The following is a 13,089-nucleotide window of genomic DNA, read 5'->3' as shown; positions in this document are numbered from 1 at the left end:
ACTCATTAAAGGAGTTCCAATACTCATTAAAGGAGTTCCAATACTCATTAAAGGAGTTCCAATACTCATTAATGAAGCTCAAACACTCATTAAAGGAGTTCCAATACTCATTAAAGGAGTTCCAATACTCATTAAAGGAGTTCCAATACTCATTAATGAAGCTCAAACACTCATTAAAGGAGTTCTGAGCTTCATTAACGAGTATTAAAGACTCCACAATTACGAATTACGAATTAGTCTTAACTCCGTTGCCAAATTTTAATAGTCTTATCCAAACTCCCGCTAACCAACATCTCGCCGGAAGCTGTGAAAGCTAATGCTGTGACTATATGAGTATGACCTGTAAACGTACCCAGCAATTCCCCGGTTTGTAAATGCCACAATTTGATGGTTTTATCAGCACTACCACTGGCGATAATTTGTCCATCGGGACTTAAAGCGATCGCATATACTCTATCTCTATGTCCTTTAAGGGTATGAAGTAATTCCCCAGTCTCCAATTGCCAAACTTTAATCGTTTGATCCCAGCTACCACTCACGAGCATTTTACCATCTGCACTAATTGCTAAGGAACGCACGATATGAGAATGACCCATGAGAGTATGCAGTGGTTGTGCATCCTTTAAACTTTTTACCCCCGTCTGGGGTAAGGTGCGCCAGACTTTAATTTTGCGGTAGCTACCTGTAACTAGAGTTTCTCCATCTCGACTCAAAACCAGAGAATGAGCAGCTGTATCATCTAAAGAAAGTGCGATCGCTACCTGACGTTGCATCAAATCCCAAAACAGAATTTTTCTGTCATCTCCGCCTGTAGCTAACATTCTGCCATCTGGGGTAAATGCAGCACACCGCACTACTCCATTATGTTTGTGCAAAATATCTATCAAGTCTAGTGCCCCTACATGCCAAAGCTTTATTGTGGAGTCTGCACCGCAACTTACTAAAGTCTGTCCATCTGAACTAAAGGCGAGGGAATTCACTTCATCCACCAGCCCAGATATCACCCAAGGATACTCTGACAATGTATCTATTAATTCACCCTTGCTTAAATCCCAGAGTTTCGTCTCACCCCGACTACCACTTGCCAAAATCGGTAAGGCTTTGCCATTCTTACACGCTAAACTGAAAGCTAGGCAATTAATGCCTCTGTTGTGCCCTTGCAAAGTCTGCCAGCATTCCCAGTCACCGATTATACCCTTAAGACAATGCTCTGATGGTAGAGTCTGTATTGTATCTGCGATCGCTTTCTCATTAATTACTGGCGACGCATCTTTTTTGCCAATAAGTGATTCTAAATACCAACTCAACCCCCCCGCATACAACAAGTTACTCGGACTTATGTACAGTTTTGGTTCAGGAAGTTCAATTTGATTTGCAGGTAAAAAGCCTGTAATTATGCTTTGTTTTTCATCTCCTAGCTTACCTGTAGATGGATAAAACAAACACAGAAAAATTAATACTTGGTGATTTTTTAAATCTTCTTGAGTAACCGACCACCTAATTTTGTCTTTCTTAATACCATTAAAACTTTCTCCATCAGCAACATAAACTTGAACACTTAGCTGAGGATTATCTTTGAGTATATAAGAAAATTTGCTTTCGCCACACAAATTTCCCTCATCATCTAAAATCATGTTTTGCAAGGTATCTTGTGATACCTTTTTTACCAATTTCCCCAAGCGTTCAGTTATCACCCCGTCAACAATATGCTCCCGCAAAAGATAATCTTGGGCTTGTTGTTGGAAGTATTTGGGAAAAGGTATCGTCCAGTCGGGAGGTTCAGGATATTCAGGCGGCGTCGGCGGCGGATTTTTGGCAAGAACTTCTGCTTGTTGGCGAGAAAGTTCTTGGAGTCTAGCCAATGGCTCACCCCAAAAAGCCATAATTTCCGTGTGACAACCTTTGACTTGACTTTCCAGCAAAGATAAGTCATAAGTTTTAGGTTTTTTCACACGTTGAAGGAAGTCAGCTTGTTGAGCTTTAAGTAAGCTAATCCAATCCATCTGCATTCCTGCGGCAAACTATTGCATACCTACGGTAAGCTATACCAATGCAATTACTCAAGTTTATAACCTTAATAATTAAAAATTCAGTAATATTAGCAGTCTAAAAAAACACAGCCATTGGCAGATGTTTCCGAGAAAGATAAAGATAGATAGCACTTAGACATTTCATAAACTGATGCAGTTGAAGTATATAGAATTAAATGATGTCAATCAATTCTAACGGATATGAAGAAAGAGATACTGTTTCCTTAGAGACAGTTATAGCCGCAAAGGAAAGTTTAAAGTAACACGCATTTCAAAGGTTGCGGTAACGTTAAGTCAACAAATACCTACACAAAAACAACCTAGTACCGCAAGGCAAAAGTCACGCATTCACCCATAATTGTATTCCGAGCTTCTTGCACCATTTAAAATCAATAAATACCGACTAAATCCTTCAATACTAAAGCCAACAACCCACAAAGGAGTATCATACTGAGTATATAAAGGGTGTTGGTGGTACGTTGAACCATAACCCAGATTTGCTGGTAGGAAAGTTGATGATTCTGGATGAGAAAGAATGCTGGAGGATTAAATATGAAGGGCAGTAACCGACTAAGTAAAAGTCGCAGAAAAAAGTTGACATACCACACCAACCTGCCAAGCGAGTTTTGGTTATACTGCCAGGGATAAGCAGTTTGGGCAAGGTATACCAAAGCTTTTGTATCAGGTAAGCGCAAAGATTCGTATAAAGGCAAAGTACGCGAGAGTTCGTCGTTACTTTGAGAAAGTGCCTCATTCAGAATGTACACATCCTCCAATGCTGAATTCACCCCTTGTCCAATATCTGGAGGAAAGCAGTGAATGGCATCTCCTAAAAGTATAATTCCAGCAGATGAAGACTGGGGTATCTCAAGACATGCTTGTTCCTGGATTAACAACAACTGCAATCCAGAACAGTATTGAGGAATAGGGAAGTAACCGCCTTCACTTTTAACAAATCTCTCAGCTTCTTCAGGTGATACCATTTGACGTATAGGCAATTGTGGGAAGGCTTTTTCAAAAAAATTGTACAGTTCCTCAGAGTTTTTCAATTCCCATATTTGGTGGTCTGGGTATTTAATAATATTTGCAGAACGGGGTTCATCTGGGTTTTTAAGCGGCAATATGCCAAGAGAAACAGAACGCTTGCGACCTCGCAAAGCCCCACGAATTGCGTATGCTATAGTACTCACGGCGTGTTCGTTGCCACTAAGAACCAGAGGAAAATTTGGTGGCAGGGTTAATACTTTATATCTCAGGCACGAACTGGGCGAGGGAAAAAGCTTCATCTCAAATTTGTCTGATGTAGGTTTATCCCACTCTTTTAAGGTGTTGCGGACAATGGAGTAAAGACCATCACAACCAACCAAAAGATAAGGTTCAAATGTGACAACACTGCCGTTTTCTGTATGGACAAAAACTTCTAAATTTTCCTGTTTTGAGTTATTTATACCTTTTTTGTTGATTTGCACACATTTTGTACTAAACAAGACAGTGATGCGGTCTTGCCAATTTTGTTCAATTTCCTGGTATAACAAAAGAACAAATGCTCTGCGTGGCAGCCAATAGGCAGTTTTCCTGTTTGGATTTACAGTAGGTAATTTAGATGTTTTGCTACTGCCGTTTGGTTTAATCTGCGTTAAGTAAAATTCCGTACTTGGAACACTAATTTTTGATAGCTTATCCGTAAGTCCGAGAAAGTCCGTGAATTTTTGACCTCGACCATCAATTTGATAATTGAATGACTTGTCAGGTTCATAGTAATCAGCAGTGGCACGTTGTTCCAAAACTGTAATATTTATCCAACCACGTTTAGCCAGCATTAATGCGGTGGCAAGTCCAGTAGGCCCCCCACCAACAATTAATACATTTTGGCGAAAATTATTACTTTCCTTTTGTGTAAACAATTCTTCAGTCACCATAAGCTACAAAAATGGGGTAGTGTATCTTACTAATAAGCTACTTAAAAACCAGGAAATAGCTTGGGTATGTTCGCCTCCAACCAGAAGCATCTCAGTTGCTTGAGCAATTATTGAATACTGCCAATCCTCTAGTAAAATCTTTTGAGCGTAAGTAGTTAAATTTATGATGACAAGTGCATCTTATATTTTTTTGGCTAGGGCAAGTCGCGGTGTTGGTCGAGAAATTGCTCAATATCTGAAAGGGCAACAGCTAAAGGTAAAAGCCCTCCTGAGAACAACAAATCCCTACAAAAAAATCACCTAGTCCAGCACGGCAAAAGTAAACCACCCATCCTAAATCAATGAAACCCTTGCAGTATAATAATTACGAATTATTTTAACCTTTGCGTTTTGGTTGTCTGGGTGTATTACTGACATCAGAGGAGTCGCCAAAAGTATCCCTTGCCTCAATCTGTTTAATTTTCATTTGCAAATTCAAATCATCACTGCTAACAATTATTTCTAAATTGGCTAATCTTTGCTCTAACAGTTCTATTTGCTGCTGTTGCAAATAGTTAGTTTTTGATTTTTGCTCATCAGAACGCCAAACAGCAACTGTACCAACAGCTGCGCCACCAATTGCAACTAAAGGAAGAATAGCACCGCTTTTAGTAACTGCTGACAGTGGAACGCAAACTCCGAGAATGGCGACTGTAATTAGCCAAATTCGTGTGGTAGCAGATAATCTGACATCCTGGTATTGTTCTAGATTGGGTTGAGATTTTTTAGCCATAAGTAAATCCAAAGAAAAGTTATTTGCTAGATTGGCACAATTGTTTATTAAAATACTTCCTACAATTGGATTAAGTAAATCAAAAGTTAGGGTGTGTTACGGCTTTAGCCTAACGCACCATGTTATATAGGGGTGTGTTAGGCGCTCATGTCATGTTTTTCGTGACAATCCTCTGATAAAATCCTTTGAGCGTAAGTAGTTAAATTTATTATGACAAGTGCATCTTATATTTTTCTGGCTGGGGCAAGTCGCGGTGTTGGTCGAGAAATTGCTCAATATCTCACAGCGCAACAGCTAAAGGTAAAAGCCCTCCTGAGAACAGCAGCAGTTGCTAGTGAACTAGAAAGAATCGGTATTGAGGTAGTTCAAGGAGATGCCTTGAATCTTGGTGATGTAGAACGCGCCATGCTTACAGATGCACCTATTCACACCGTTATCAGTACAATTGGCGGTTTACCATCAGATGTAGAAAAGCCGGATTACCCTGGTAATAGAAATCTGATCGACGCAGCAGTTAAAGCTGGGGTACAAAAGTTTATTCTTGTGTCTTCCATAGGTACTGGCAATAGTGTTGTTGCTGCTTCACCCCAAGTTTTAGCGGTACTGGGAAAAGTTTTAGCTGAGAAAGACAAAGCTGAACAACACTTAATTGCCAGTGGACTCACCTATACAATCATCCGTCCTGGTGGACTAAAGTCAGAACCAGCAACGGGTAATGGCGTTTTGACTGAAGATCCGCACATTATTGGTAGCATCAATCGTGCAGATGTAGCGCAGTTAGTTGGTCGCTGTTTAAATAGCGATCGCGCCAATAATAAAATTTTGTCAGCCGTAGACCGAAACATGCTGTTTGGGCAAAGAGAATTTGCAGAATTTAGTTTGGGTTAGTGCCCCTAGAGCTTCTTTTCAATGCCCAATGCCTTTTAGATCAACTTGTCAGGTGTAATAGGTAAATCACGGATGCGCTTACCTGTGGCATGGTAAACTGCATTGGCGATCGCAGCTGAAACACCTGTGATCCCAATTTCGCCTACACCTCTTACACCTGCTGGGTTGAAGTTGAAATCAGGTTCGCCGACGAAGCTCACCTGAATGCGAGGAATATCTGCATGGGCTGGGAAGTGATAGGTTGCAAGGTCATAAACCACGGGGTAGCCGATGTTTGGATCAACTTGGCACTCCTCCATTAAGGCTTGCCCAATACCCATGATCACGCCACCACGGACTTGACTCGCTACTGTTTTAGAGTTGATGATTCGCCCGATATCCATCACTGACACCCAGCGCGTCACCCGCAAACGCCCGATTTCTTCATCCACGCTGACTTCGCAAAAATGTGCGCCCCAAGACTGGAACGCCCATTCCTTGGTTTCATCGCCAGGAGCAGAGGATGCTGTGGCCTCAATTGCTGCTTGGCCGGACTGACTCAGATTTGCAAACGCGTCCTGTGCGGTCTTAGCATTAGCAGTTTTCAGAACTTGCTCACAAGCTGACATGACCGCCGGGAGGAGAGATGCTGTCATCATGGAACCAGCCGCCATGCCTCCATCTGGTAGTAAGGAGTCGCCCAACTCTACTTGTATCTGTTCGACGGGTAGCCCCAATGCATCTGCTGCTGTGGCCGCAACAACGGTATATGCGCCAGTGCCCATATCATTCCCGGCGGTGAGAACATGGGCAGTACCATCTGGTAGCAGCCGTACCTTGACTGATGCTGCACCTCGCCTGCCAGGGTAGGTTGCTGCCGCCATCCCCCAACCAACGAGTTTACCATCGGATGTCAAAGAACGGGGCTGTTTTGGTCGGTCTTTCCAGCCAAATTGTTCCGCACCCAAGAGCAAACAGTCAGCAAAATGTTTGGCTGAGAATGGCTTACCTTCGCGTTGGTGTTCTTTAGTTTCATTTTTCAGGCGCAGTTCTACCGGGTCAATCTTTAGCATCCAGGCCAGTTCGTCCATCGCTGACTCCATCGCCCACATCCCAGGATTCTCTCCTGGCCCGCGCATGAATGTTGGTGTACCGATGTTCAGCACTCCAAGTTCCTGCTTCAGTTGCAAATTCGGCGCTGTGTACATAACTGGCGTGACCGAGGTACAGGGTTCTGTAAAGACATCCACTGGTGAGGTACAGGATTTAACCTCATGGGCGATCGCAGTTAAACTACCATCAGCAGTTGCTCCCAAGCGCATAGTTTGCTCGGTTTCGGAGCGGTGTCCGGCGTTCGCTGTCATTTGCCGTCGGCTGAGGACGACTCTGAGAGGACGCTGAAGTTCACGGGCAGCCGCAGCACAGAGAATACCGTGGGGCCAGGGAAAGGCTTTAGAGCCGAAAGCTCCACCCAAAAAAGGTGTGACGACATGAACCTGTTCAGTTGGGAGTTCAAAGAGTTGTGCATAGGTGCGCTGAGTTCCCAACACCCACTGAGACGGTTCGTAAACAGTGAGAGAATTTGTATCTTGCCAGTGAGCAATGATCGCATGAGGTTCCATCGCCGCGTGCAGTTCGATGGCTGTTTTGTAAGTGGCTGTAAGTTTCGTTGTTGCACTCGCTACCCCTGCCGCAAAATTCCCCTTTTCAAACTTTAGCTCTTGACCCATCAGCGGTGGTGCCTCCTTGAAGGTGGCTTTTGCAGCTTCCACGACTGGCTTTTGGCTTGTGTATTCCACCTTGACCAAATGCGCTGCATCACGCGCCCGCTCGAAGGTGTCTGCTACTACCAAACCGATAATTTGCCCTGCATAGTGAATTTTGTCATCCGACAACGGCAGACGAGCCTCGTAGATTTTCGAGGTCATAAAGTCGTTGGCTGGCATAAACACTTTAGGCGAGTTTTTATGCGTGAAAACATCTATCACACCTATTGCCTTTTCTGCCACACTGGTGTCGATGCTTTTAATTTGCCCATTGGCAATGCTGGCGGTGACAAGATAACCGTGAACCAGACCTGGAATTTGATGTTCTGCGGCATAGGTTGCCGTGCCCGTAACCTTTGCCCGTCCATCCTTGCGGTTGACGGCAGTCCCAATTACTTTGTTCATACTACGCCTCCTCCTTTAGCTGACACCGTGAGTGCGCGACGAATTGCCCGCTTTGCCAAGTCAACTTTGAAACTGTTATGAGTTAATGGTTTAGCTTCTTGAAGTGCAATTTCTGCCGCCTGTTGAAACGTTGCAGTATTGGCACTCTTGCCGATCAAAAACTTTTCTGCTTCCTTTGAGCGCCAAGGTTTATGGGCTACACCACCCATTGCCAAGCGCACATTCTGAATCTGCTCACCCGCCAAGTCAACCGCAGCTGCCACAGAGACTAACGCAAAGGCATAGGAAGTGCGATCGCGTAACTTTAGGTAAACCCCTGATTTGGCAAACGGCACTGGGGGCAGAACCACAGAGGTAATCAACTCACCTGGCTCTAAGTTTGTATCTCGCTGGGGTGTGTTCCCTGGTAGTCGGTGAAAGTCTGTCAATGATATCTGCCGCTTACCTTTGGGGCCTTCCACAACAACAACAGCATCCAGAGCCGCAAGAGGGACACACATATCTGAGGGTTGAACTGCCACGCATTGGTCACTGGCCCCAAGGATAGCGTGCATCCGGTTGATCCCCGTTGCTGCCGGACAGCCGCTTCCCGGTTGCCGTTTGTTGCAAGGGAAGGCGGTATCGTAGTAGTAAGGACAGCGAGTGCGTTGCAGTAGGTTGCCCCCTACGGTTGCCATATTGCGGATTTGCTGAGACGCACCAGAAAGAATCGCCCGGGACAGTATTGGATAATCGCGGCGAACATCAGGATGGTCTGCCACTGCTGTGTTAGTTACCAGCGCTCCAAGGCTCAGACCACCCTCACTTGTGCGTTCAATGCGCTTCATCTCTAATCGAGAGATATCGATAAGTTGCGATGGCTCATCTAGGAAGACTTTGAGACGGTCAACCAAATTCGTACCGCCTGCAATCAATATCGCATTTTGGTCATTCGTTGCCCGTTCAACCGCATCTTTCACAGAGGTAGCACGGGTGTAAGTGAAGTTGTTCATCTGAGCATCTCCTGGGGTTCATTGACCATCACTGCGGCAGGAGAGGGCGGTTTTTGTCCCGTTACCTGCTGGACTGCTGCCACAATGCCGTTGTAAGCGCTACATCGACAGAGATTACCACTCAGTCGCTCCTGAATTTCAGCTTCAGAGAGTTCAGCCAACTGTGGGGGACGAGTCAAATCTGGTGTGACAACGCTGGCACAGCCGCGTTTGACTTCATCAAGTAAGGCAACAGAAGCACAAATCTGTCCTGGGGTACAATAGCCGCACTGGAAGCCATCGTTATCAATGAATGCTGCTTGCACTGGATGGAGAGTATCGCCCTTGGCCAGCCCTTCAATGGTGACGATCGCCTTGTCTTCCTGCATCACTGCCAGAGTCAGACAGGAATAAACTCGCTCACCATCGATCAAAACAGTACAAGCCCCACACTGTCCGTGATCGCATCCCTTTTTGCTGCCCACTAGCCCCAAGCGATCGCGCAGCGCATCTAAGAGTGTGACACGCGGCTCAACCTCAAGGGTTTGCTGCTCACCGTTAACAGTAAGTTTCACGTTCATCTCACCTGGGTTACTTTGGCTAGCCTCCTTTGCTATAGTTGTCTGATTGAGTAATGAAGGAGCCGCTATAGCTGTTCCGGCAGCAGTTAGTGTCTGTCCCGAAAAACCGGGTTGGGATGTTATTTCTGCCCTTTTTTTGTGTTCCATAATTCGTACTTCTAGATTGAATAATCCGGTAATTCTGAGAACTTAGGGATATGCATAGCTATTTAGTATTGTGTACATAATTAAGGTTGAGTGCAGGTAAGAGTATGGGGAAATAAGGAAAAAATCAGACAAAGTATGCTTTCCCAAATAGCTGGATCATCTTCTCAGCCGTGGATTTAGCATGATATTGCTGTTTGAGGCTAAATTCTCAGTTTTACTTTTTAGACAGATCGCATTAGAACTTCAGTCTAAAAGCTTGATTAAAACAATACCTTTGTTTTTTGCGTCAATCACTTCTGCTGGACTGCCTCTTTAGGAAAAAATATTCCCAATCAATACGCAGTACCCACTAGGGAGCGTCATTCATCAGTATTCTTGACGTGGCAAGAGAAGTAAATCTGGCGTTGCAGAACAGTGGGATGAATTTGGCAAGCAGGAGAGATGAGCCTTAGTTGCTAAATCATCCCGCAAAGGGAGCAACGCTGTAAATCTCAATTTTAAGCACGCCACCGGAGTATTTGACCTTTGACAGGATTGACAAATTCTCGTCCTTCAGCGACAGACCGAGCATACTCTCGCTTTAACTGGTAATACCACTGCGCCTGCATATCTGAGTCTTTAATCAGTCGCAGCACAGGATTATATTTTAGACCAATCTGCTGCTTTTCTACTACCGTTCGGTCTTGACCAATGAAAGTCCGCGCCAGCAGATGTAGCAGTGGCTTGAAAAATCCCACCCAAGGGAGTGTCCAGTAAAGAGCAAAAGTTACCTCAGTTTCTGTATCTGAAATCGGTGTAACTGCCGTTAAATTAACGACTCGATTATTACCAATTGTAGTTTCTTCTATTCTGACTCCAGGCAAACGAAAAGAAATCTCCGTTTCCGGGACACCACCGCCAATCAGCCAGTATAATCGACCCCCATTTGCTGGTAATCGGTGTCGTCGCATCGTAAAGCCGTAGGGCGAAGCATCGAATTGCTTTACTTCCTCATGCAATTGCTCATTTCGCCACCACCAAGCGCGATGAACATAAGGTGAATGAGCAGGATCCATCAGACCTACCACTGCATGATCTATAAAACAAGGGAATTTTACCACCTCTACGAACTGGTGCGAACATTCACCAAATCCTGGAATTACCGGAATTTCCATCTCAGAAGCAGGTTGAGGGTTATCGGGATCAGCAATATATATCCAGATATTTCCTTGTGCTTCCCGGACTGTATATGAATGTACGTCAAAGCGACTCAAATCCATTTGCTGCTCCTCTACAAGAGAAGGTATCGCAGTACAGCGCCCAGCAGAGTTAAAGCGCCAACCGTGATAACAGCATTCAACTTCCTCCCCATTGAATCTCCCACAACTCAAGGGCACACCCCGATGCGGACAAATATCCGTCATCGCAGACACTTTGCCATCCTGGCTACGAACTAATAGCACCGGTTCTCCCAAGAAAATGCGGCTGATCATCATACCTGGCTTAATCTGATTACTAGGCAGAGCATAGTACCAAGTATTACGTAATACAAAGTTATCGTTATTTTTCATCACTAATTGCCTCTGCCTTTGTCACAATGAAAGTTGTGGTTTGTGGAAAGGAAGGTTATGCTTAGAAACATTCTTTCAGGTTTTTAACTGCTTTAGGTAAATTCAACTGATACACTTGTTGGTCGCGTTCGTAATTCTCTCAGATTTAGGTTGCTCTGAGAATATTACAGGTGTGAAGTTGCATTATTCACCAGAAATTTGGAAAAATACCGTTCTTTTGCGCGGCCCATCCAACTCAAAAAACAATAGAGATTGCCAGGTTCCCAGAGCTAATTTACCATCCACAATGGGAATTATCTCACTAGTTGTCAGCATCATTGCCATTAAATGAGAGTGAGCATTAATCGGTTCATCTTCGGGGACATCTCTTAAATGCAAGTCATTATGCAAATAGCTGTCTGATTCAGGTGCTAATTTTTGCAAGAACACTTTTATATCTTCTAATAATCTAACTTCATCTTCGTTGATAGCTAAAGCTGTTGTTGTGTGTTGAGAAAATACTAAAACTTGTCCATTTTTAATTGATGTTGAAGCAAGAAAATCTTTGATTTGTGGCGTTATATTATAAATATTAATTTTTGGTTCAGTTTCAATTTCAATTAACTTATTAATAATTGGCATCTTTTCAATTTTATATTTGGGATTGTAAAGGAGGTACGTCAACACAGTCTAACGCCTTCTTGAAGGAGGCAGAGGGCAGGGGGCAGGGGGCAGGAATTGAATGACTCCTAACTTCTAACTATAGTTTCCAAACCTTGCACTAATCTTTCTATACCTTCTTTTGCTGTCTCTTTTTGCAACGCACCATAGGCAACGCGTAAGTAGCATCCGTCATCCATGCCAAAGGTTGTACCTGGAATGACTGCTACTTTATGTTCCTGTACTAGCCTTTTAACTAACTCAAAAGCATCCATCTGAGTATTAACTTTGAGAAAAAAATAGAAAGCGCCATTAGCAGGTGTAATACTACATAAACCTTGTAGACGGTTAAGGGAGTCGAGTACTAGTTGCCGCACTTGAGCGATGCCGACGGCGGGCTGCGCCAATGCACCTATATTACTCTCCAAATACTCCGCTTTTGCTTGCAATGCCCCTAAAGCTGCATATTGGGAAATTACTGGTGGACAAATCAAAATCGTATCCTGGACTTGTTTGACGGCGACAAATAAGTGTTTGGGAATCACCATGTAGCCAATGCGCCAACTGGCAAAACCGTATGCTTTGGAAAGGCTAAAAAGAGAAATGGTGTACTCGCTACTACTCTCAAATGCACCAGGGGAAACATGTTTTACCCCGTTATAGGTAAAGTATTCATAGGCTTCATCGCTAATATGGTAAATGCCGCGAGTGGCACAAATTTGATTTACTTGCTGCAATGCAGCTTCAGAATAGACAACTCCAGTCGGGTTATTTGGTGAAATTGTAACCACAGCCCGCGTTTTGGGAGTAATTGCTTGAGCGATCGCATCTGGGCGCAGTTGGTAATTTTCATCTGTCGCTACTAACACTGCACGACAACCAGCCATTGCGATCGCCATTTCGTGATTGAAATAGTAGGGCGTATTCAGAATAATTTCATCGCCTGGGTTAGTTATTGCAAGAATGGCATTCATAAATCCCATATTGCTCCCGGCTGTCACGACGATGCAGTTTTCCCCATTGATTTCAATGCCGTTGAAGGTTTGCAATTTTTCTGCAAGTGCTGTCAGCAACGGGGGAATTCCTTCAACTGATTTGTATAAATTATTAGCGGGTTCGGCTAAGAATTTGGGTAAAAGTTCTATCGCTTCCGGTGGTGGATTGTAATAAACAACTCCCTGTCCTAGAGAGATTGTTCCAGGAGAGTTTTTAATAAGTTCCCCAACCATAGGAATAATTGGCGACTGTACCGCCTGCATACGAGAGGTTAGGGATTCCATATTTCCTTGCCTACCTACTTACCTGGCTTTAGTATCCCTTAATAAGGGACAACCGACTAGTACAGCTTGGTGGAAATAAACTTTTCCCACATTGTATGTTTGTAACAATGTGGGAATATGTCAAGTTTAAATTGATGGCTCAACAAGTTCGTAGTCAAGACT

General features: G+C 44.0%; 11 protein-coding genes and 1 pseudogene. 3 read left to right on the top strand and 9 right to left on the bottom strand.

Features of this window, described 5'->3' with window-relative positions; all coding sequences use genetic code 11:
- On the top strand, nt 1–208 hold a 208-nt coding region (locus ACFFAP_RS05255), incomplete at its 5' end, for a hypothetical protein (protein ID WP_375510233.1).
- Nucleotides 209–239: 31 nt separating this feature from the next.
- Here ACFFAP_RS05255 and ACFFAP_RS05250 read toward each other — a convergent pair.
- Together ACFFAP_RS05250 and ACFFAP_RS05245 are read right to left on the bottom strand one after the other, a co-directional pair.
- Nucleotides 240–2,003 carry a WD40 repeat domain-containing protein gene (locus ACFFAP_RS05250; RefSeq protein WP_375510232.1) on the bottom strand — a complete coding sequence of 588 codons (1,764 nt, stop codon included), beginning with the start codon at nt 2,001–2,003 and terminating at the stop codon, nt 240–242.
- A 416-nt stretch (nt 2,004–2,419) separates the two neighbouring features.
- Nucleotides 2,420–3,949 carry an FAD-dependent oxidoreductase gene (locus ACFFAP_RS05245; protein ID WP_375510231.1) on the bottom strand — a complete coding sequence of 510 codons (1,530 nt, stop codon included), beginning with the start codon at nt 3,947–3,949 and terminating at the stop codon, nt 2,420–2,422.
- A 166-nt stretch (nt 3,950–4,115) separates the two neighbouring features.
- Between ACFFAP_RS05245 and ACFFAP_RS05240 the strand changes: the two are divergent.
- Nucleotides 4,116–4,226 (top strand): annotated as a pseudogene (locus ACFFAP_RS05240) (SDR family NAD(P)-dependent oxidoreductase); the annotation flags it as partial.
- 99 nt (nt 4,227–4,325) lie between these two features.
- Here ACFFAP_RS05240 and ACFFAP_RS05235 read toward each other — a convergent pair.
- Nucleotides 4,326–4,721 (bottom strand): hypothetical protein, encoded by a 396-nt coding sequence (locus ACFFAP_RS05235; RefSeq protein ID WP_375510230.1) that lies wholly within the window; start codon nt 4,719–4,721, stop codon nt 4,326–4,328.
- 210 nt (nt 4,722–4,931) lie between these two features.
- Here ACFFAP_RS05235 and ACFFAP_RS05230 point away from each other — a divergent pair, with 210 nt between their 5' ends.
- Nucleotides 4,932–5,609 (top strand): SDR family oxidoreductase, encoded by a 678-nt coding sequence (locus ACFFAP_RS05230; RefSeq protein ID WP_375510229.1) that lies wholly within the window; start codon nt 4,932–4,934, stop codon nt 5,607–5,609.
- A gap of 35 nt (nt 5,610–5,644) precedes the next feature.
- Here the strand turns inward: ACFFAP_RS05230 and ACFFAP_RS05225 are convergent, their stop codons facing one another.
- From ACFFAP_RS05225 to ACFFAP_RS05200, 6 genes are all read right to left on the bottom strand, one after another.
- Nucleotides 5,645–7,759 carry a xanthine dehydrogenase family protein molybdopterin-binding subunit gene (locus ACFFAP_RS05225; protein ID WP_375510228.1) on the bottom strand — a complete coding sequence of 705 codons (2,115 nt, stop codon included), beginning with the start codon at nt 7,757–7,759 and terminating at the stop codon, nt 5,645–5,647.
- Nucleotides 7,756–8,751 (bottom strand): FAD binding domain-containing protein, encoded by a 996-nt coding sequence (locus tag ACFFAP_RS05220; RefSeq protein WP_375510227.1) that lies wholly within the window; start codon nt 8,749–8,751, stop codon nt 7,756–7,758. Before ACFFAP_RS05220 ends, ACFFAP_RS05225 begins: the two co-directional genes overlap by 4 nt.
- Nucleotides 8,748–9,458, bottom strand: a complete 711-nt coding sequence (locus ACFFAP_RS05215; protein ID WP_375510226.1) for a 2Fe-2S iron-sulfur cluster-binding protein — start codon at nt 9,456–9,458, stop codon at nt 8,748–8,750. The genes ACFFAP_RS05220 and ACFFAP_RS05215 overlap by 4 nt, the downstream gene beginning before the upstream one ends.
- 497 nt (nt 9,459–9,955) lie before the next feature.
- Nucleotides 9,956–11,008, bottom strand: a complete 1,053-nt coding sequence (locus ACFFAP_RS05210) for a Rieske 2Fe-2S domain-containing protein (RefSeq protein WP_375510225.1) — start codon at nt 11,006–11,008, stop codon at nt 9,956–9,958.
- A 183-nt stretch (nt 11,009–11,191) separates the two neighbouring features.
- Nucleotides 11,192–11,629, bottom strand: a complete 438-nt coding sequence (locus tag ACFFAP_RS05205) for a secondary thiamine-phosphate synthase enzyme YjbQ (RefSeq protein WP_375510236.1) — start codon at nt 11,627–11,629, stop codon at nt 11,192–11,194.
- A 107-nt stretch (nt 11,630–11,736) separates the two neighbouring features.
- Nucleotides 11,737–12,927: a pyridoxal phosphate-dependent aminotransferase gene (locus ACFFAP_RS05200; protein WP_375510224.1), complete on the bottom strand. Its 1,191-nt coding sequence runs from the start codon at nt 12,925–12,927 to the stop codon at nt 11,737–11,739.
- Nucleotides 12,928–13,089 lie beyond the last annotated feature (162 nt).

Source organism: uncultured Nostoc sp. (genome assembly GCF_964245575.1).
Taxonomy (GTDB): Bacteria; Cyanobacteriota; Cyanobacteriia; order Cyanobacteriales; family Nostocaceae; genus Nostoc.
Note: the sequence above shows the minus strand (reverse complement) of the source record. Positions and strands in the feature narration are given on the sequence as shown.

Bases quoted from the DNA above. Each gene is read 5' to 3' on its own strand.
- ACFFAP_RS05250 (WP_375510232.1), bottom strand. From the start codon at position 2,003: ATGGATTGGATTAGCTTACTTAAAGCTCAACAAGCTGACTTCCTTCAA.
- ACFFAP_RS05245 (WP_375510231.1), bottom strand. From the start codon at position 3,949: ATGGTGACTGAAGAATTGTTTACACAAAAGGAAAGTAATAATTTTCGC.
- ACFFAP_RS05235 (WP_375510230.1), bottom strand. From the start codon at position 4,721: ATGGCTAAAAAATCTCAACCCAATCTAGAACAATACCAGGATGTCAGA.
- ACFFAP_RS05230 (WP_375510229.1), top strand. From the start codon at position 4,932: ATGACAAGTGCATCTTATATTTTTCTGGCTGGGGCAAGTCGCGGTGTT.
- ACFFAP_RS05225 (WP_375510228.1), bottom strand. From the start codon at position 7,759: ATGAACAAAGTAATTGGGACTGCCGTCAACCGCAAGGATGGACGGGCA.
- ACFFAP_RS05220 (WP_375510227.1), bottom strand. From the start codon at position 8,751: ATGAACAACTTCACTTACACCCGTGCTACCTCTGTGAAAGATGCGGTT.
- ACFFAP_RS05215 (WP_375510226.1), bottom strand. From the start codon at position 9,458: ATGGAACACAAAAAAAGGGCAGAAATAACATCCCAACCCGGTTTTTCG.
- ACFFAP_RS05210 (WP_375510225.1), bottom strand. From the start codon at position 11,008: ATGAAAAATAACGATAACTTTGTATTACGTAATACTTGGTACTATGCT.
- ACFFAP_RS05205 (WP_375510236.1), bottom strand. From the start codon at position 11,629: ATGCCAATTATTAATAAGTTAATTGAAATTGAAACTGAACCAAAAATT.
- ACFFAP_RS05200 (WP_375510224.1), bottom strand. From the start codon at position 12,927: ATGGAATCCCTAACCTCTCGTATGCAGGCGGTACAGTCGCCAATTATT.